At 73.2% G+C, this 19,160-nt stretch carries 13 protein-coding genes and 1 pseudogene; 11 read left to right on the forward strand and 3 right to left on the reverse strand.

Going from position 1 to position 19,160, the window contains the following annotated elements; genetic code table 11:
• Window positions 1-418 precede the first annotated feature (418 nt).
• Window positions 419-3,976 (reverse strand): annotated as a pseudogene (locus ACFYNX_RS03970) (ABC transporter ATP-binding protein); the annotation flags it as partial.
• Between the two features lie 310 nt (window positions 3,977-4,286).
• Between ACFYNX_RS03970 and ACFYNX_RS03975 the strand changes: the two are divergent.
• The 5 genes from ACFYNX_RS03975 to ACFYNX_RS03995 all read left to right on the forward strand — a co-directional run bounded on the left by ACFYNX_RS03975 (window position 4,287) and on the right by ACFYNX_RS03995 (window position 9,165).
• On the forward strand, window positions 4,287-5,102 hold the full coding sequence (locus ACFYNX_RS03975; RefSeq protein WP_388657365.1) for a hypothetical protein: 816 nt from the start codon (window positions 4,287-4,289) through the stop codon (window positions 5,100-5,102).
• Window positions 5,103-5,265: 163 nt separating this feature from the next.
• Complete coding sequence (locus tag ACFYNX_RS03980; protein WP_388657368.1) at window positions 5,266-6,177, forward strand: ABC transporter ATP-binding protein; 912 nt, start codon at window positions 5,266-5,268, stop codon at window positions 6,175-6,177.
• Window positions 6,174-6,917: an ABC transporter permease gene (locus ACFYNX_RS03985; protein WP_388657371.1), complete on the forward strand. Its 744-nt coding sequence runs from the start codon at window positions 6,174-6,176 to the stop codon at window positions 6,915-6,917. Before ACFYNX_RS03980 ends, ACFYNX_RS03985 begins: the two co-directional genes overlap by 4 nt.
• Window positions 6,918-6,955: 38 nt before the next feature.
• Window positions 6,956-8,521 carry an ATP-binding protein gene (locus tag ACFYNX_RS03990; protein WP_388657374.1) on the forward strand — a complete coding sequence of 522 codons (1,566 nt, stop codon included), beginning with the start codon at window positions 6,956-6,958 and terminating at the stop codon, window positions 8,519-8,521.
• On the forward strand, window positions 8,518-9,165 hold the full coding sequence (locus ACFYNX_RS03995; RefSeq protein ID WP_365551204.1) for a response regulator transcription factor: 648 nt from the start codon (window positions 8,518-8,520) through the stop codon (window positions 9,163-9,165). Before ACFYNX_RS03990 ends, ACFYNX_RS03995 begins: the two co-directional genes overlap by 4 nt.
• 26 nt (window positions 9,166-9,191) lie before the next feature.
• On the opposite strand, the gene glgX is transcribed toward ACFYNX_RS03995, so the two are convergent.
• Window positions 9,192-11,393, reverse strand: a complete 2,202-nt coding sequence (gene glgX, locus ACFYNX_RS04000) for a glycogen debranching protein GlgX (RefSeq protein ID WP_388657378.1) — start codon at window positions 11,391-11,393, stop codon at window positions 9,192-9,194.
• A gap of 164 nt (window positions 11,394-11,557) precedes the next feature.
• On the opposite strand from glgX, the gene ACFYNX_RS04005 reads away from it, so the two are divergent.
• The 6 genes from ACFYNX_RS04005 to ACFYNX_RS04030 all read left to right on the forward strand — a co-directional run bounded on the left by ACFYNX_RS04005 (window position 11,558) and on the right by ACFYNX_RS04030 (window position 17,658).
• Window positions 11,558-12,775, forward strand: coding sequence for an Ig-like domain-containing protein (locus ACFYNX_RS04005; RefSeq protein WP_388657381.1), 1,218 nt, complete (start codon window positions 11,558-11,560; stop codon window positions 12,773-12,775).
• Between the two features lie 255 nt (window positions 12,776-13,030).
• Window positions 13,031-14,284, forward strand: a complete 1,254-nt coding sequence (locus ACFYNX_RS04010) for an Ig-like domain-containing protein (RefSeq protein ID WP_388657384.1) — start codon at window positions 13,031-13,033, stop codon at window positions 14,282-14,284.
• A gap of 84 nt (window positions 14,285-14,368) precedes the next feature.
• Window positions 14,369-15,136 (forward strand): enoyl-CoA hydratase-related protein, encoded by a 768-nt coding sequence (locus ACFYNX_RS04015; RefSeq protein WP_365551215.1) that lies wholly within the window; start codon window positions 14,369-14,371, stop codon window positions 15,134-15,136.
• Between the two features lie 147 nt (window positions 15,137-15,283).
• Window positions 15,284-15,790, forward strand: a complete 507-nt coding sequence (locus tag ACFYNX_RS04020; RefSeq protein ID WP_388657387.1) for an ATP-binding protein — start codon at window positions 15,284-15,286, stop codon at window positions 15,788-15,790.
• Window positions 15,791-16,185: 395 nt separating this feature from the next.
• Window positions 16,186-17,370, forward strand: a complete 1,185-nt coding sequence (locus tag ACFYNX_RS04025) for a YncE family protein (RefSeq protein WP_388657390.1) — start codon at window positions 16,186-16,188, stop codon at window positions 17,368-17,370.
• Window positions 17,371-17,442: 72 nt separating this feature from the next.
• Window positions 17,443-17,658 (forward strand): EF-hand domain-containing protein, encoded by a 216-nt coding sequence (locus ACFYNX_RS04030; RefSeq protein ID WP_365551224.1) that lies wholly within the window; start codon window positions 17,443-17,445, stop codon window positions 17,656-17,658.
• Window positions 17,659-17,736: 78 nt separating this feature from the next.
• Here the strand turns inward: ACFYNX_RS04030 and ACFYNX_RS04035 are convergent, their stop codons facing one another.
• Entirely contained in the window at window positions 17,737-19,107 is a 1,371-nt protein-coding gene (locus tag ACFYNX_RS04035) for an L-serine ammonia-lyase (RefSeq protein ID WP_388657392.1), read from the reverse strand.
• Window positions 19,108-19,160: the final 53 nt, after the last annotated feature.

The raw sequence follows: 19,160 nt of genomic DNA on the forward strand, positions 1-19,160 counted from the left end.
GAGCAAGGAGAGCGGTTGAGCACGTTCGTCGGTCTCCGGACTTTCGTTCGGGGAGCCGGGGAGAGAGTGACAGGGATGACGGGGACCTGTCAGGAGTGCGGATGCAAGTTGGCCAGAAATCGTCCGCTGCTGGTACGGGCGCGTTCGTTAAGCGGACGTTTCGTGAACTGTGGGGTGGACGTGGGGTGGTGTTCGGCCGGAGGCGCGTTTTCGCCCGTGGGAGTTGGGCGGTGGGGCGTACTCCGGTTTTTCGGGGGCGTGGGGGGCGCTCCGGGGGCCGCGCTCGGGACCGCGTGATGTACGGCGCGTGCGGGTCCCGGCGGAGTGACCGGTTCTCGTGCGCCCCCCATCAAGCCCCGCGGCCCGAACACGACCCCCGTTCGCGTCGGAGGGTGTGCTCGCGGCCGTGGGGCCCTCCTCAGCCCACCAGGCTGTCCCGCCACGCCTGGTGCAGGCCCGCGTAGTGGCCGTCTCCCGTCACCAGGGCAGACGGGGGGCCGTCCTCGACGATCCGGCCCGACTCCATCACCAGGACCCGGTCCGCCACCTCGACCGTCGACAGGCGGTGGGCGATGACCACCGCCGTACGGCCCTTCAGGACCGTGTCCATGGCCTGCTGGACCGCCCGTTCACCGGGCACGTCGAGCGAGCTCGTCGCCTCGTCCAGGATCAGGACCGCCGGGTCCGCCAGGAGGGCGCGGGCGAAGGCGACCAGTTGGCGCTGGCCCGCCGAGATCCGGCCGCCGCGCTTGCGCACGTCCGTGTCGTAGCCGTCGGGGAGGCCGGCGATGAAGTCGTGGGCGCCGATCGCCCTCGCCGCCTCCTCGATCTCCGCGCGCGTCGCGTCCGGGCGGCCGATCGCGATGTTCTCCGCCACCGTGCCCGAGAAGAGGAACGCCTCCTGGGTGACCATGACGACTCCGCGCCGGAGGTCGGGGGTGGTGAGATCGCGGAGGTCGACGCCGTCGAGGAGGACCCGGCCCTCCGTCGGGTCGTAGAAGCGCGCCAGGAGCTTTGCCAGGGTCGACTTGCCCGCGCCCGTGGCGCCCACCACCGCCACCGTCCGGCCCGCCGGGATCCTCAGGTCGAAGGCGGGCAGGACCTCGCCCCCCGTGCGGTACGCGAACCGCACGGCGTCGAAGACCACCTCCCGGCCCGGAGAGCCCTCGCGGTGGGGGAGTTCCCGGGGCGCCGTCGTCTCCGGGACGCCCGGTTCCTGGGCCAGGAGGCCCGCGATCTTGGTGAGGGACGCCGCCGCCGACTCGTACGAGTTGAGGAACATGCCCAGGCGGTCGATCGGGTCGTACAGGCGCCGCATGTAGAGGACGGCCGCCGCCAGGACGCCCAGTTCCAGGGAGCCCTCCGCGACCCGGTACGCGCCCCAGAGGCACATTCCGGCCACCGCCGTGTTCGCCACCAGACGCGAGCCCACGACGTAGCGGGCCATTTCGAGGAGCGCGTCGCCGTTGCTTCGTTCGTGGCGGCGGTTGAGCGTGCCGAACTCCGCGTCGTTGGTCTTCTCCCGGCGGAACGCCCTGACCGGGCGGATGCCGTTCATCGTCTCCGCGAACTTCACGATCACGCCCGCGATCGCGGTGGAGCGCTCGCCGTACACCCGGCCCGCCCGGCGGCGGTAGAGCTGCACCAGGAGGTAGAGGGGGACGAAGGACGCCGTCGCCACCGCGCCGATGCCCAGGTCCAGCCAGAGCAGGACCAGGGTGATCGAAAGGAAGGAGAGGACCACGCCGATCAGCTCCTGGAGGCCCTCCGAGAGCAGCTCGCGCAAGGACTCCACGTCCGTGGTGGAGCGGGAGATCAGCCGGCCCGAGGTGTAGCGCTCGTGGAAGTCGACGCTGAGGATCTGCGCGTGGCGGAAGATCCGGCCGCGCAGGTCCAGGAGGACGTCCTGGTTGATCCGGGCCGCTCCCCGGACGAAGGCGTACTGGAGGATGCCCGAGAGGGCCGCGCAGAGGAGGTAGCCGAGGCCCACGGCGATCACCGGGCCGTGGTCGCCCGCGCGAAAGGCCGGGACGCCGCGGTCGATGGCGTACGCCACGAGCAGCGGGCCCGCCTGGACCGCGGCCTCCTTGACCAGGAGGACGAGCGCGGCGACCGCGACCCGCGCGCGGTGCGCGGACAGGAGGGAGCGGAGCAGGGCGCCCGTCGCCCCCGGGGGAGCGGGCAGGTCGTCGCGGTCGAAGGGGTCCGGCTCGTCCGGCGCGGGGACGGGCGGTTTCGTGAGCGTGGTGTCCGTCATCGCCGTTCCTTCTCGCCCGACATCAGCCAGGCGTACTCCTCGTTGCTCCGCAGCAGTTCCTGGTGGGTGCCCACGGCGGCGATCCGGCCCCCGGACAGCAGCGCGACCCGGTCGGCCAGCATCACCGTCGACGGGCGGTGCGCCACCACCAGGGCCGTCGTCTCCCGCAGCACCTCCCGCAGGGCCGCCTCCACCCGCGCCTCCGTGTGCACGTCGAGGGCCGAGAGGGGGTCGTCCAGGACCAGGAAGCGGGGGCGGCCGACCACCGCGCGGGCCAGGGCGAGCCGCTGCCGCTGGCCGCCCGACAGGCTCAGGCCCTGCTCGCCGACCTGGGTCGCGGCGGCCTCGGGCAACCGCTCCACGAAGCCGTCCGCCTGGGCCACGGCGAGGGCGCGCCGCAGCTCCGGCCCGCCCGCCGCGTCGTCGGCCCCCATCAGCACGTTCTCGCCGACGGAGGCCGAGAACAGGGTGGGTTCCTCGAAGGCCACCGACACCAGGGAGCGCAGGCGGCGGCGCTCCATCCGCGCGATGTCCTCGCCGTCGAGGAGGATCCGGCCGCCCGTCGTCTCGTGCAGGCGCGGTACGAGGGCGGTGAGCGTCGTCTTCCCGGAGCCCGTCCCGCCGACCAGGGCCAGCGTCTCGCCGGGGCGGATGTGCAGGTCGACGCCGTCCAGGACCGGAGGGACGCCCTCCGGGGCGTCCGGGTAGCGGAAGGTGACGTTCTCGAAGCGGACCCCGTCCGGGCCGCCGGTCCGCGGCGCCTCCGGGGCGGCGGCCGTCTCCGGTTCCTCCTCGGCGTCCATCACCTCGAAGTACCGCTCCGTCGCCGTCGCCGCCTCCTGGCTCATCGCGAGCAGGAAGCCGATCGACTCGACCGGCCAGCGCAGCGCCAGCGCCGTCGACAGGAACGCGACGAGCGTGCCCGCCGACAGGTCCCCGTCCGCGACCTGCACCGTGCCGAGGACGAGCGCCGCCCCGATGGCCAGTTCCGGTACGACCGTGATGACCGCCCAGATCATGGCGAGGAGCCGCGCCTTGACCAGTTCCGTGCCCCGCAGGTGCTCGGAGAGCTCGCGGAAGGCCCGCGCCTGGCTGCGGTGCCGGCCGAAGCCCTTGACGATCCGGATGCCGAGGACGCTCTCCTCCACGACCGTCGTCAGGTCGCCCACCTGGTCCTGGGCCCTGCGCGCCACCCGGCCGTACCGGCCCTCGAAGAGCGAGCAGACGACCACGAGCGGCAGCACCGGGGTCAGCAGCACCAGGCCGAGGGACCAGTCCTGGGAGAGCAGCAGCACGTACCCGGCGAGGATCGTCACGCCGTTGACCAGGAGGAAGGTCAGCGGGAAGGCGAGGAACATCCGCACCAGCATCAGGTCCGTCGTCCCGCGCGACAGGAGCTGACCCGACGCCCACCGGTCGTGGAAGGCGATCGGCAGCCGCTGGAGCCTGCCGTACAGGTCCGACCGCATCCGCGCCTCCACCCCGGCGAGCGGCCGCGCCACCAGCCAGCGCCGGAAGCCGAAGAGCACCGCCTCCGCGATCCCGAGCAGCAGCAGGTACAGCGCCCCGAGCCACACGCCCCCGGGGTCCCGGTCCGCGACGGGCCCGTCCACCAGCCACTTCAGGACGAGCGGGATGACGAGCGACAGACAGGAGGCCACTATCGCGACGAAGGCGGCCGTGAACAGCCGCCCCCGCACGGGACGTACGTACGGCCACAGGCGGAGCAGGACGCGCACCGCCGACCGGTCGGGGGCGCTTGCTGGGGGTACGGGGTTCTCGGGCATCAGGTCCGACCTTACGGTTCACCACTGACACCGTTCACCCGGTTTTCCGGCCGCGCCTCCGGCCTCCCGCCGGCTGTTCCTCCGGCCCGCTTCCGGCCGCGCCTCCGGCCCTTCTCCGACTGCGTCTCCGGCCCGTCTCCGGCCGCTCCTCCGGACCGCTTCCCGGAACCGCCTTGACCGGACGAAGCCGCAGGCCGGAGACTTTCCCGGCCCCGCACCGGGGTGTGCACGGAGGGGACCGCATGACCACGCTCGACACCTATGGGACCCGCTGCGAACAGCTCTTCCTGGCGGGCGGCAACGCGGCCGTGCGCCGGGCCGCGCAGGAGGGGCTCGACGCCCTCGGCCCGCAGGCCGACCTCTACTGCTGGCTCGCCCTCGGGCACGCCGCCGAGGACGACCACGACGACCTCGCCGAGGAGGCCTTCCGCGCCGGTCTCGCCCTCGAACGCGACCACCTCGGGCTCCTCGCCGGCTACGCCGAACTGTGCCTGCGCGCCGACGGTTTCGACCACCCGGGCCGTGCCGCCCGCGCCGTCGAGCTCTCCCGGCGCCTGAAGGAACTGGCCCCCGACTCCGCCGAGGCCGACCGGCTCGCCGCCGCCGAGCGCTGGGCCCGCCGGGGCTACTGGGAGGACCTGCGGATGGCCGCCGCCGAGGGGAGACTCGCCGCCGGGCGGACGCAGGAGCAGGCCCGGGCCCTCGCCGACGACCTCGCCGACGGCGCCGCCGCCGTCCGCGCCGCCGAGGCCGCCGACCCCACCGACCGCGCGGCGGCCGTGCGGGCCGCGACCGCCGAGGCGCTCGCGGGCCCCCGGAACGCTCCGGTGCGCTTCCTCGGGCGCCACCGCGGGGCGATCTGGGTGCTCTCCGGCTGCCTCGCCCTGGTCACCAACCAACTGCTCCGGCAGGCGGGGATCGCCGGGGCCTTCAGCCCGTGGGGCTACCTCTGGATGCTGCCGGTCCTCCTCGTCGACCGCCGCTTCGCCGCCGTGCGCAAGGAGGCCGAGGCCCGGTACGTGACCCGGCTCGAAGCGACGCTCGCCGGCCGGGACTGAGCCGGCCGGGACCGAGCCGGCCGGGGACCGAGCCGACCGGGCCCCGGGGCCGTACGGAGGGGCCGTACCGAGAGGTCGTACCCGCCATCCTCCGATCGGTTGACGGTGGGTACGAGCGGATCGGCCGATGCCGGAGGGCCGCCCGGAGCAGGAGGCTCGGGGCATGACGACAGCAGCGATCGAAGTGCGGGGACTGCACAAGTCCTACGACGGCCGGAAGGTCGTCGACGGGGTCTCCTTCGAGGTCGGCGAGGGGGAGGTCTTCGGGATCCTCGGGCCCAACGGCGCCGGCAAGACCACCACCGTCGAGTGCGTCGAAGGGCTGCGGACCCCCGACGAGGGCCTGGTCCGCGTCTGCGGACACGACCCGGCCGTTCGGCGCGCCGAGACCACCCGGGTCCTCGGCGTCCAGCTCCAGGAGAGCGGGCTCCAGCCCAAACTGACCGTCCGCGAGGCGCTCGCCCTGTACGCCTCCTTCCACGAGCGGCCCGCCGACCCGCACGCGCTCGCCGAGCGGCTCGGCCTCCTGCCCCACCTGAAGGTGCGGTTCGGGAAGCTGTCGGGCGGCCAGAAGCAGCGGCTGTTCATCGCCCTCGCCCTGATCGGGGACCCCCGGGTCGTCGTCCTCGACGAACTCACCACCGGCCTCGACCCGCGCGCCCGCCGCGAGGTCTGGGAGCTCGTCGAGGCCGTCCGGGACACCGGGGTGACCGTCCTGCTCGTCACCCACTTCATGGAGGAGGCCCGGCGCCTCTGCGACCGGATCGCCGTCCTCGACCGCGGCCGGATCGCCGCCCTCGACACCCCCGACGGGCTGATCGGGCGCGCCGCCGGAGCCAAGGAGATCTCCTTCGCCGCCGACACCCCGCTCGACCCGGCCGCGCTGCGGGCGCTCCCCGGGGCCGTCTCCGTCACGACCGCCGACGGGCGCACGGTCGTCGGCGGCAGCGACGAGACCGTCACCGCCTTCGTCTCCCTCCTCGCCCGCCACGGCGTCACCGCCTCCCGCCTCCGGGTCGCCGACGCCACCCTCGACGACGCCTACCTCGACCTGACGGGAACCGATCACCGATGAGCACCGCCACCACGACCGTCCTGAAGACCGAGGCGCGGCTCTTCGGCCGCGAGCCCGGAAGCCTGTTCTGGGTGATGCTCTCGCCGGCCCTGCTCCTCGTGATCCTCGGCCTGATCCCCTCCTTCCGGGAGGCGTCCGAGGACCTCGGCGGACGCCGGGTCATCGACCTCTACGTCCCCGTCTCCGTCCTCTTCGCCCTCATCATGTCCGGGCTCCAGGCCATGCCCCCGGTCCTCTCCGGTTACCGCGAGCGCGGCATCCTGCGCCGGATGTCCACCACTCCCGTACGGCCCGGGACCCTGCTCACCGCGCAGCTCGTCCTGCACGCCGCCGCCGCGCTCGTCTCCGCGCTGCTCGTGGTCGCGGTCGGCCGCCTCGCCTTCGGCGTCGCCCTGCCGGAGGACCCGGCGGGGTACCTGATCGCCCTGCTGCTCGCCGTCGCGTGCGGACTCGCGCTCGGCGCGGCCGTGTGCGCCGTCGCGCGCACGCAGAAGGTCGCCACCGCCGTCGGTTCGGCCGTCTTCTTCCCCACCATGTTCACCGCCGGGGTCTGGGTCCCGGTCCAGGCCATGCCGGATACCCTTCAGCGGATCGTCGGGCTCACCCCCTTCGGCGCCGCCTCCGAGGCCCTCGACGCGGCCGCGTCGGGCGGCCGGCCCGAATGGGCCGCGCTCGGGGTCATGGCCCTGTGGGCGGTCGTCCTGACCGGCGCCTCGGTGCGCTGGTTCCGCTGGGAGTGACGTCGGGGGCGACGCGGGGAGTGAGGGGAGGGGGGCCGATGCCGGCCACCACCGTCGAGGAACGCTGGCGCCAGTTCTTCCGCTGGGGGCCGTACGGCCTGCTCGGCATCGCCACCGCGATCGCCGGGGCGTCGGCGGGGACGCTGTCGGACCGCGCGGAGACGGTGACCGCCGGGTTCCTGGTGCCGATGGCCCTCCTCCTCCACGCGGTGTGGGACCGCCGCTGTGTCCGCTTCGTCGCGGCCCACGGCTGGACGACCGGCCGCCCCTGCTCCGGGCCTTCAGGGGAAGACCCGGAGCCCGTACGGGAGGGGACGGATCCCGTACGGGACGAGCCGGAGCCCGTACGGGACGAGCCGGAGCCCGTACGGGAAGGACCGGATCCCGTACGGGAAGGACCGGATCCCGTACGGGAAGGACCGGATCCCGTACGGGAAGGACCGGGCCCCGTAAGGGAAGAGTCCGGCCCCCTACGGGAAGAGCCCGCAGGCAACCCCCCGACGGAAGACCCCGCCCCCGTCCCCGACGTCCCCGTCCCCGTCCCCCTCCTCGTCCCCGGTGCCCCCGGCCCCGCCTCCACCGCGTACTTCGTCCTCCGCACCGCCCTCGCCTTCGTGCTGACCTGGCTCAACCCCTTCTTCGCGGTCTACGCCTGCGCGGGCTACTTCGACGCCGTCCACCTGCTGCCCCGCCGCCTCTCCCGGGCCGGGCTCCTCCTCGTCGCCGTCACCATGGCCGGGTCCCAGTCCGGCGGACTGCCGCCCGCCTCCCTCGTGCAGTGGCTCGCCTTCGGCGGACTGTTCGCCCTGAACGCCTGCCTCGTCGTCGGCCTCTCCCACCTCGGCACGAAGGAGGCGGAGAAGGCGGCCGAGCGCGCCGCCACCATCGCGGAGCTCGCCCGCGCCAACAGCCGCCTCGAACAGGCCCTCGCCGAGAACGCCGCCCTCCAGGCCCAACTCCTGCTCCAGGCGCGGGAGGCCGGGGTCGCCGACGAGCGGCGCCGGCTCGCCGCCGAGATCCACGACACCATCGCCCAGGGCCTCACCGGGGTCGTCACCCAGCTCCAGGCCGCCTCCGCCGCCCCCGACCGGGAGCGCGCCGAGACCCACCTGCGGCGCGCCGCCGACCTCGCCCGGCACGGTCTCGGCGAGGCCCGGCGCTCCGTGCGGAACCTGAGCCCGGTCGCCCTGGAGCACGACGCCCTCCCCGAGGCCCTGCGCAAGACCGTCGAGGAGTGGGCCGAACGCACCGGCGTCGCCACCCGCTTCACCGTCACCGGCACCGAGGCACCGCTCCACGGCGAGGTCGCCGCCACCCTGCTGCGGATCGCCCAGGAGGCCCTGTCCAACACCGCCCGCCACGCCGGGGCCGCCCGGGCCGGCGTCACCCTCTCCTACATGGACGACGAGATCACCCTGGACGTACGGGACGACGGCCGCGGCTTCGACCCGCTCGCCCGGCCCGAACGGGACGGCGAGGGCGGCGGGTTCGGGCTCGACGGCATGCGGGCCCGCGCCGAGCGCCTCACCGGCACCGTCACCGTCGAGACCGCCCCCGGCGAGGGCACGGCGGTCTCCGCCCGCGTACCGTTGGCCACACCATGACCGACATCACCCTGCTGATCGTCGACGACCACCCCGTCGTACGGGACGGCCTGCGCGGCATGTTCGCCGCCGAGGGCTCCGGCTTCCGCGTCCTCGGCGAGGCCCCCGACGGCGTCCGGGGCGTCGCCCTCGCCCTGGAACTCGACCCCGACGTGGTCCTCATGGACCTGCGGATGCCGGGCGGCGGCGGCGTCGACGCCATCGCCGCGCTCGCCCGGCACGGCGCCCGCGCCCGGGTCCTCGTCCTCACCACGTACGACACGGACACCGACACCCTCCCGGCGATCGAGGCCGGCGCCACCGGCTACCTCCTCAAGGACGCCCCGCGCGAGGAGCTGTTCGCGGCCGTGCGGGCCGCCGCCGAGGGCCGTACCGTCCTCTCCCCGGCCGTGGCCTCCCGGCTCGTCACCGCCGTCCGCGCCCCCGCCGCCCCGCCCGCCGACACCACCCTCTCCGCGCGCGAGGCCGAGATCCTCGCCCTCGTCGCCCGGGGCACCGCCAACCGCGCCATCGCCGCCGAGCTGTTCATCAGCGAGGCCACCGTCAAGACCCACCTCACCCACATCTACGGCAAGCTGGGCGTGAAGGACCGGGCGGCCGCCGTCGCCGCCGGGTACGACCGGGGGATCCTGGGCCGCTCCTGAGCGCCCGGATCCCCCCCCGCGTCCCCCTACCTGGACACCCGCAGCAGCACCACCGACCGGGCCCCCACCGGGAGCACCTCGCCGCCCCGGTGGACCGTGCCCGGCGGCCCGGACTGGTCCTCGCGGGCGGTGTCCACGACCAGTTCGTACGTCTCCGCCCACGGCGGGCCCGGCAGCCGGAAGTCCAGGGGGCGGTGGCCGGAGTGCAGGACGGCGAGGAAGCTGTCGTCGGTGATCCGCTCGCCCCGCGCGTCCCGGCCCGGGATGTCCCGGCCCGACAGGTAGAGGCCGAGCGTCCCCGTCCGCGCGTACCAGTCGCCCTCCGTCATCTCCGTCCCCCCGGCCGTGAACCAGGCCAGGTCCCGCAGCCCGTCCGCGCGCTGCGGCCGGCCGGAGAAGAAGGCCCGGCGGCGCAGCACCGGATGCCGGTGGCGCAGCGCGAGCAGCCGCCGGGACAGGGCGAGGAGCTCGGCCCGGCCGGGGTCCTCGGGCAGCGACCAGTCGAGCCAGCCGATCTCGTTGTCCTGGCAGTACGCGTTGTTGTTGCCGCCCTGGGTGCGGCCCATCTCGTCGCCGGAGACCAGCATCGGCACCCCGGTCGACAGGAGCAGGGTGGTGAGCAGGTTGCGCTGCTGGCGCAGCCGCAGCGCCCCGGTCTCCGGGTCGTCGGTCTCGCCCTCCGTCCCGCAGTTCCAGGAGCGGTTGTCGTGGGTGCCGTCCCGGTTCCCCTCGCCGTTGGCCTCGTTGTGCTTCCGCTCGTACGTGACGAGGTCCCGCAGCGTGAAGCCGTCGTGGGCGGTGACGAAGTTGACCGAGGCGTACGGCCGGCGCCCGCCCCAGGCGTACAGGTCGCTGGAGCCGGACAGCCGGTAGCCGAGGTCCCGCACGTCCGGCAGCGCCCCGCGCCAGAAGTCCCGCACCGCGTCCCGGTAGCGGTCGTTCCACTCGGTCCACAGCGGCGGGAAGGCCCCCACCTGGTAGCCGCCGTTGCCCACGTCCCAGGGCTCCGCGATCAGCTTCACCCGGCGCAGGACCGGGTCCTGGGCGATGACCGCGAGGAAGGGGGAGAGCATGTCGACGTCGTGGAAGGAGCGGGCGAGGGCCGCCGCCAGGTCGAAGCGGAAGCCGTCCACCCCCATCTCGGTCACCCAGTAGCGCAGGCTGTCGGTGATGAGCCGCAGCACCTGCGGCTGCACCACGTGCAGGGTGTTGCCGCAGCCCGTGTAGTCGGCGTACCGGCGGGCGTCGGACTGGAGCCGGTAGTAGCCCCGGTTGTCGATGCCCTTCAGGGAGAGGGTCGGGCCCAGCTCGCCCGCCTCCGCCGTGTGGTTGTAGACCACGTCGAGGATGACCTCGATGCCGGCCGCGTGCAGCGCCCGCACCATCTTCTTGAACTCGCCGACCTGCTGTCCGGCCGTCCCCGAGGAGGAGTAGCCGGCGTGCGGCGCGAAGTAGCCGACGGAGTTGTATCCCCAGTAGTTGCGCAGGCCCCGCCGCAGCAGGTGGTCCTCGTGCGCGAACTGGTGCACCGGCAGCAGCTCCACCGCCGTCACCCCGAGCCGTACGAGGTGGTCGACCGCCGCCGGGTGCGCGAGCCCCGCGTACGTGCCGCGCAGGTGCTCGGGGATGCCCGGGTGCAGCTTGGTGAAGCCCTTGACGTGCACCTCGTAGATGACCGAGTCCTGCCAGGGCGTCTTGGGCCTGCGGTCGTCGGACCAGTCGTCGTCGTCGTGGACGACGACCCCCTTCGGGACGTGCGGGGCGGAGTCCCGCTCGTCGCGGACGGTGTCGGCCACGTGCTGCTGCGGCCAGTCCCGCACGTGCCCGTACACCTCGGGCGGGAGGGAGAACTCGCCGTCGACGGCCCGCGCGTACGGGTCGAGGAGCAGCTTCGCCGGGTTCCACCGGGCGCCCGTCCACGGGTCCCAGCGGCCGTGCACCCGGTAGCCGTACCGCTGCCCCGGGCCGATCCCGGGCACGAAGCCGTGCCAGATCTCGTGGGTCAGCTCGGTCAGCGGCAGCCGCGCCTCCGTCCCGTCCTCGTCGAACAGACACAGCTCGACGGCCTCCGCCCCGCCCGCCCACAGGGCGAAGTTGGTGCCCGCGACCCCGCCGGGCCCGACCCGGCAGCGGGCGCCGAGGGGCGTCGGCGCCCCCGGCCACACGGGCGGCCCCGCCCGCTCCAGGGCACGCTGCTGTACCGCCTCCTGCTCGGCTGCGCTCGCCACCGTCCGGCCTCCCGCGGCTCCGTCGGGCCCGCGCCCGGGGACCGGTGGCGTCCCTGCCACCGGTCCCCGGGCGCGGTTCTCCTCCTGTTCTTCCCGTACGGCCGTGCTCCCAACATGACCCGCACGCACGTTTCCCCTGGAGGGTGGCCGTCGTTGGGCCGGGCGTGAGATCTGTATGGAAGCGGGCGGGACGCGCCCTCGCGGTGGCGGGACTGGTGGCGGGCCTCGCGGGCTGCACCGGAACGGACGGCGGCGGGGGCTTCGACCTCTCCCTGCCGGGCAAGGGACGGGCCCCCGGCGACGTCATCCGGGTCACCCCGGAGGACGGCAGCCGCGCGGTCCCGACCGGGCGGACGGTCGAGGTGGGGGTGGACGGCGGACGGCTCGAACGGGTGACCGTCGCCCGGATCGAGGACGGCCGGCGGACCGAGGTCGCCGGGGAGGTCTCCGCCGACGGGCTGCGCTGGCGGCCGCTGGCCCCGGGCCGGCTCGCACCGGCCGCCAAGTACAGCGTGGACGCCGTCGCCCTCGACGCGCACGGGCGCCGCTCGGCCCGCCACACCGCCTTCACCACCGTGGTGCCCGAGTCCCGCTTCATCGGCTACTTCACGCCGGAGAACCGCTCCACGGTCGGCACCGGCATGATCGTCTCCTTCTCCTTCAACCGCCCCGTCGAGAACCGGGCCGCGGTCGAGCGCGCCGTCCGGATCACCTCCGACCCGCCGGTCGAGGTCGTCGGCCACTGGTTCGGCAGGGAGCGGCTCGACTTCCGCCCCGAGCGGTACTGGGCCGCCGGCACCCGGGTCACCGTCGACATCGGCCTGCGGGACGTCGAGGGGGCGCCCGGCGTGTACGGCATCCAGCGCAAGAGGGTCGGCTTCACCGTCGGCCGCTCCCAGGTCTCCGTCGTGGACGCCGCCGCGCACACCATGGAGGTCCGCAGGGACGGCGAGGTCCTGGCCACCCTGCCGGTCACCGCGGGAGCGCCGAAGACCACCACGTACAACGGGAAGATGGTCGTCACCGAGCTGTACGACGTGACGCGGATGAACGGCGCCACGGTCGGCTTCGGCGGCGAGTACGACATCGAGGACGTGCCGCACGCGATGCGGCTCACCGAGTCCGGGACCTTCCTCCACGGCAACTACTGGGCCCCGTCCGAGACCTTCGGCACCGCCAACGTCAGCCACGGCTGCGTGGGGCTCCGGGACGAGAAGGGCGGCAGCGAGCGCTCGCCCGCCGGCTGGTTCTTCGACCGGACCCTGGTCGGCGACGTGGTGGAGGTGGTCAACTCCCGGGACCGGCAGGTCGCCCCGGACAACGGGCTCGGCGGCTGGAACACGGACTGGAAGAGCTGGAGGGCGGGCTCCGCGCTGCGCTGACCCCCCGTCGCTCCCGTCCGTCCCCCGCCACCCCCCGTCGCTCCCGTCCGTCCCCCGCCGCCCCCCGTCGCTCCCGTCGTCCTCCGCCACCCCCGCCGCTTCCGTCGTCCTCGCACGTCGATCGGGACGGAACGGTGACATGCACGAGGATCTTTCGTGTCCTGCGGTGTGATTATCTAGCGCCGTGTGCGCGAGTGAATGCGCACGGGGGTGGGGCCGCGGCGGTGCCGGGCCGTGCGAGGGGAGACGACCACAGTGAACGGGCAGCCGATATCGGGGGCATCGGTAGGGACCACGGGACGGGGCCGGCGACGCGGGGGCGTCCGGTTCCAGGCCCTGGCGGCGGGGGCGCTGCTCCTGGTGCTCACCGCCTGCGGCGGCGGGGGTTCCGCCGACGGCGCGAAGGGCCCCGAGGCCCAGGGCGGCGCCAAGCAGGAGAACGCGGCCTCCCAGGCCGTCGTGACGATCCTTCCGAAGGACGGCGCCGACTCGGTCGCCACCAGCGGCGTCCTCAAGGTGACCGCCCAGCAGGGCAAGCTCACCACGGTCACGGTCGCCGACTCCAAGGGCACCGCGGTCGAGGGCCGGATCGCGGCGGACGGCACGAGCTGGCAGCCGACCGCCCACCTGGCCGGGGGCACCCAGTACAAGGTCCACGCCGTCGCGAAGGACGCCGCGGGCCGCGAGTCGGCGAAGGACACCACCTTCACGACCCTGGTCCCGAAGAACACCTTCATCGGCCACTACACGCCGGAGGACGGCTCGACCGTCGGCGTCGGCATGCCGGTCTCCATCAACTTCACCCGGGGCATCACCGACCCCGAGGCCGTCGAGAGGGCCATCAAGGTGACGGCCGTGCCGTCCGTCCCGATCGAGGGCCACTGGTTCGGCAACGACCGCCTGGACTTCCGTCCCGAGCAGTACTGGGCCGCCGGCACCAAGGTGACGGTCCACCTCAACCTGGACGGCGTCGAGGGCCGCCCCGGCGTCTACGGCAAGCAGAAGAAGACCGTCACCTTCACCATCGGCCGCCGCCAGGTCTCCACCGTCGACGCGAGCGCGAAGACCATGAGGGTCGAGCGCGACGGGAAGACCGTCAAGACGCTGCCGATCACCGCCGGTGCGCCCTCCACGACCACGTACAACGGTCAGATGGTCATCAGCGAGAAGTACGAGGTGACGCGGATGAACGGCGCCACGGTCGGCTTCGGCGGCGAGTACGACATCAAGGACGTGCCGCACGCGATGCGCCTGTCCCAGTCGGGCACCTTCGTGCACGGCAACTACTGGGCCCCGGCGAGCACCTTCGGCTCGGAGAACGTCAGCCACGGCTGCGTCGGCCTCCAGGACGCGCGGGGCGCGGGGGACAGCTCGACCCCGGCCGCCTGGTTCTACGACAGCTCGATCATCGGTGACGTGGTCGTCGTGAAGAACTCCAAGGACAAGCAGATCAAGCCGGAGAACGGCCTCAACGGCTGGAACATGCCGTGGTCGGAGTGGACCGCCTAGGCGTTCCCCAGCCTTTCGGCGGGACCCGGTGCTGTGAGCAACAGCACCGGGTCCTCTTCTGTTGACGAGTTCTAACCTTCTCCCATGACTGTGAACCTCGAAGTCGCCGACGGCGTCGGAACGATCCGCCTCGACCGCCCCCCGATGAACGCCCTGGACGTCGCCACCCAGGACCGGCTGCGCGAGCTCGCCCAGGAGGCGACCGACCGCGACGACGTGCGGGCCGTGGTCCTCTACGGCGGCGAGAAGGTGTTCGCGGCCGGCGCGGACATCAAGGAGATGCAGGTCATGGACCACGTGGCCATGGTCAAGCGCTCGCGCGCCCTCCAGGACGCCTTCACCGCCGTGGCCCGCATCCCCAAGCCGGTCGTCGCCGCCGTCACCGGCTACGCCCTCGGCGGCGGCTGCGAGCTGGCGCTCTGCGCCGACTTCCGGATCGCCGCCGACAACGCCAAGCTCGGCCAGCCCGAGATCCTGCTCGGCCTGATCCCGGGCGCGGGCGGCACCCAGCGCCTCTCCCGCCTCGTCGGCCCCTCCAAGGCCAAGGACCTCATCTTCACCGGCCGGATGGTGAAGGCGGACGAGGCCCTCTCCCTCGGCCTGGTCGACCGGGTCGTCCCGGCCGCCGAGGTGTACGAGCAGGCGCACGCGTGGGCCGCGAAGCTGGCGCAGGGCCCGGCCGTCGCCCTGCGGGCCGCCAAGGAGGCGATCGACCAGGGCCTGGAGACCGACATCGACACCGGTCTGGCCATCGAGCGCACCTGGTTCGCCGGCCTGTTCGCCACCGAGGACCGCGAGCGCGGGATGCGCAGCTTCGTCGAGGAGGGCCCCGGGAAGGCGAAATTCGGCTGAGCTGACCGAAAGGGGGCCGTCGGGTGTCGGCCAGGTGTCCGTAAGGCACCTGCCCGGAGCCCGTAAGGCGCCTCTCCGGGGCCCGTAGGGGGCCGTTTCCCGCGGAACGGCCCCCGCGGTCCGCCCCGTGCGGCCATGATGGGGGGCATGGCGGGCCTGGAGGGCAGAGAACAACCACGGCAGCGCGCGAGCGCCGCCGCAGGGCGGTGGTCATTGGCCGCGGACGACGAACAGGCCGCCGAAGCAGTGGAGTTGTACGGCAACCCGGCCGAGGACGACGTGCGGCTGCCGTCCCGTCCCGAGTCCGCGTGGGTGGCCCGCAGGCTCACGCAGCACGTCGTGATGCGCCAGTGGGCGCTGGGGCCGCAGATCGCCGAGCACGCGGTCCTCCTGGTCTCGGAACTGGTGGGGAACGCCGTCCGGCACACCGGCGCCCGGTCCTTCGCGCTGCGGTTGCAGCGGCGCCGGGGCTGGATCCGGATCGAGGTGCGCGACCCCTCGCGCGGGCTGCCCTGTCTGATGCCGGTGCACGAGCTGGACACGAGCGGCCGGGGGCTCTTCCTGGTCGACAAGCTGGCGGACCGCTGGGGCGTGGACCTGGCGCCGCGCGGCAAGACGACCTGGTTCGAGATGCGGGTCACGGACCGCTCCTGAGTCCCCCGCCGGCCCGGACCCGGACGCACGGAAGCCCCCGTGCGCCGTGGTGGGGCGTGCTGGGGGCTTCCGTGTGATGCGCCGTGGACGGGGGGGTGTATCCACGGCCGCTGTGTCGACCTGGCCCGGGTCAATGGGGGTCGTGTCATCGACTATGTCAGACGAGTACCCTCATCGCCAAAAGTCCTTAGAGTGACAAAAACGGGCAAACGCTCACACTTTAACTGTGAATCGTTGGTGACGTGTGGCACCTGCCTTGTAAACAGTGAATGGCTATGCGGTTCATTGGTTGTTTCCCGGGGTAGTCCGCATACTGGACGGCCGACGAAGGGCCACAAACGTCCTGAATCGGCCCAATCGTTACAAAGGGCGCCGATCTCCCTTTGAATGGCCGGGTGAAGCAGACCGATCGCCGCCGGGCCCTCCGGGCGGGTGCGGCCGCCGTCCTCGCCGGGATCCTCCTCGCCGGCTGCGGCGGCGGCCCGGACGAGGGTGCCGCCCCCGTGAAGAAGGCCGCGGCCCCCGCCGTACCCAGGGCGACCGCCCCCGCCGGACTGCCCGGGATGCCGCCGCTCCTCGACCCGCACGACGTCTACGCCGCCGACCGGCCCGGCACGCTCTCCCCGGTGGTGAAGGACTTCCCCTCCCGGATCTACGTCCCCAACACCGGCTCCAACACCGTCTCGGTCATCGACCCCGCCACCTACCGGGTCGTCGCGACCGTCCCCGTCGGCGACCAGCCCCAGCACGTCGTGCCGTCCTGGGACCTGAAGACCCTGTGGGTCAACAACAACCGGGGCCACACCCTCACCCCCATCGACCCGGCCACCGGCAGGGCGGGCAAGCCCGTCGAGGTCCACGACCCGTACAACCTCTACTTCACGCCCGACGGCAGGTACGCGATCGTCATGGCCTCGCTCGACCGCGAGCTCGTCTTCCGCGACCCGCACACCATGGAGCGGAAGAAGTCCGTCCCCGTCGACTGCTACGGCGTCAACCACGCCGACTTCTCCGCGGACGGGCGCTACTTCGTCGTCTCCTGCGAGTTCTCCGGCGAGCTGCTCAAGGTCGACACGGAGCGGATGGAGGTGATCGGACAGCAGAAGCTGCCCTTCGAGGGCGCCATGCCCCAGGACGTGAAGATCTCCCCGGACGGCAGGACCTTCTACGTCGCCGACATGGCGGCCCACGGCATGTGGGTCCTCGACGGCGAGAAGTTCACCACCCCCACCCTGCTGCCCACCGGCAAGGGCTGCCACGGCCTCTACGTCGGCCGGGACTCGCGCGAGATGTACGTCTCCAACCGGGGCGAGGGCACGGTCTCCGTCTTCGACTTCCGGCAGAACCGGCTGACGAAGAAGTGGCGGCTCCCGGGCGGCGGCTCCCCCGACATGGGCGGCGTCTCCGCCGACGGCAAGGTCCTGTGGCTCTCCGGGCGCTACGACTCCGAGGTGTACGCGATCGACACCGGCACCGGGAAGCAGCTCGCCCGCGTCCCCGTCGGCAACGGCCCCCACGGCCTCGCCGTCTACCCGCAGCCGGGCCGCTACTCGCTCGGCCACACCGGCGTCTTCCGCTGACCCCCGTCGGGCCGCCGGGCCGGGGCGGCTAATCTGACCCCGTCGGACAAGCACCATGAAGGGGCGGAAACAGTGGCGGACATCGAGTCGGCACGCACGGCATTCAACCGGTACGACGTGGACGGGGACGGCTTCATCACCGCCGCGGAGTACAAGAGCGTGATGGCCCAGTTGGGCGACTTCCACGTCACGGAGACGGTCGCCGAGGCGCTCATCAAGCAGCGCGACGACAACGGCGACGGCAAGCTGTCGTGGGACGAGTTCTGGTCCCACCTCAGCAAGGCCTGACCCGCCCGCCCGGACGGGCCGCGCGACCCCGGTCGCCCGCCCGTCCGGGGCCGGCCCGGCCCCCGGAGGCCCGGGGGCTCAGCACTCGATGATGTTCACCGCGAGCCCGCCGCGGGCCGTCTCCTTGTACTTGACGCTCATGTCGGCGCCCGTCTCCTTCATGGTCTTGATGACCTTGTCGAGGGAGACCAGGTGGCTGCCGTCGCCGCGCATCGACATCTTCGCGGCCGTGACGGCCTTGACCGCCGCCATGCCGTTGCGCTCGATGCAGGGGATCTGGACCAGGCCGCCGACCGGGTCGCAGGTCAGGCCCAGGTTGTGCTCCATGCCGATCTCGGCGGCGTTCTCCACCTGCTCCGGGGAGCCGCCCAGGACCTCGGCGAGGGCGCCGGCCGCCATCGAGCAGGCCGAGCCGACCTCGCCCTGGCAGCCGACCTCGGCGCCGGAGATCGAGGCGTTCTCCTTGAAGAGCATGCCGACCGCGCCGGCCGCGAGGAGGAAGCGGACCACGCCGTCCTCGTCCGCGCCGGGGACGAAGTTCATGTAGTAGTGCAGGACGGCGGGGATGATGCCGGCCGCGCCGTTCGTCGGGGCCGTGACCACCCGGCCGCCCGCCGCGTTCTCCTCGTTCACCGCCATCGCGTACAGGGTGATCCACTCCATCGCGTGGGCCTCGGGGTTGCCCTCGGAGCGCAGCTTGCGGGCCGAGTTCGCCGCGCGCCGGCGGACCTTCAGGCCGCCGGGCAGGATGCCCTCGCGGGACATGCCGCGCGAGACGCAGGACTGCATGACCCGCCAGATCTCCAGGAGGCCCGCGCGGATCTCGTCCTCGGTGCGCCAGGCCTTCTCGTTCTCCAGCATCATCGCGGAGATCGACAGGCCGGTCTCCTTCGCGAGGCGGAGCAGCTCGTCGCCGGTGCGGAAGGGGTACTTCAGGACCGTGTCGTCCGGGACGATCGGGTTCTCGCCGGCCACGGCGTCCTCGTCGACCACGAAGCCGCCGCCGACCGAGTAGTACGTCTTCTCCAGGACGAGCCCGCCCTCCGCGTCGTACGCGGAGACCGTCATGCCGTTGGCGTGGTACGGGAGCGCCTTGCGCCGGTGCAGGACCAGGTCGGCGTCGAAGTCGAAGGGGATCGCGTGGGCGCCGAGCAGGTTGATCCGGCCACTCGCCCTGATCCGCTCGAACTCCTCGTCCGCGTGCTCCACGTCGACCGTGCGGGGCGAGTTCCCCTCCAGGCCGAGCAGGACGGCCTTGGGGGTGCCGTGGCCGTGGCCGGTGGCGCCGAGGGAGCCGTACAGCTCCGCCCGCACCTTCGCGGTGTGGGCCAGCAGGCCCTCGTTCTTCAGTCGGCGGGCGAACATCCGGGCCGCGCGCATGGGGCCCACCGTGTGGGAGCTCGACGGGCCGATGCCGATCGAGAACAGGTCGAAGACCGAGATGGCCACGGGATGACTCCTTGTGGGGGGCTGGACGTCGTTGTCTGCCGGGGTGGTGCAGA

Source organism: Streptomyces sp. NPDC007872, from assembly GCF_042868165.1.
In the GTDB taxonomy this organism is placed as follows: domain Bacteria; phylum Actinomycetota; class Actinomycetes; order Streptomycetales; family Streptomycetaceae; genus Streptomyces.

Coding starts and splice junctions, on each gene's coding strand:
- ACFYNX_RS03975 (WP_388657365.1), top strand. CDS start 4,287: ATGACCACGCTCGACACCTATGGGACCCGCTGCGAACAGCTCTTCCTG.
- ACFYNX_RS03995 (WP_365551204.1), top strand. CDS start 8,518: ATGACCGACATCACCCTGCTGATCGTCGACGACCACCCCGTCGTACGG.
- ACFYNX_RS03985 (WP_388657371.1), top strand. CDS start 6,174: ATGAGCACCGCCACCACGACCGTCCTGAAGACCGAGGCGCGGCTCTTC.
- ACFYNX_RS04015 (WP_365551215.1), top strand. CDS start 14,369: ATGACTGTGAACCTCGAAGTCGCCGACGGCGTCGGAACGATCCGCCTC.
- ACFYNX_RS03980 (WP_388657368.1), top strand. CDS start 5,266: ATGACGACAGCAGCGATCGAAGTGCGGGGACTGCACAAGTCCTACGAC.
- ACFYNX_RS03990 (WP_388657374.1), top strand. CDS start 6,956: ATGCCGGCCACCACCGTCGAGGAACGCTGGCGCCAGTTCTTCCGCTGG.
- ACFYNX_RS04020 (WP_388657387.1), top strand. CDS start 15,284: ATGGCGGGCCTGGAGGGCAGAGAACAACCACGGCAGCGCGCGAGCGCC.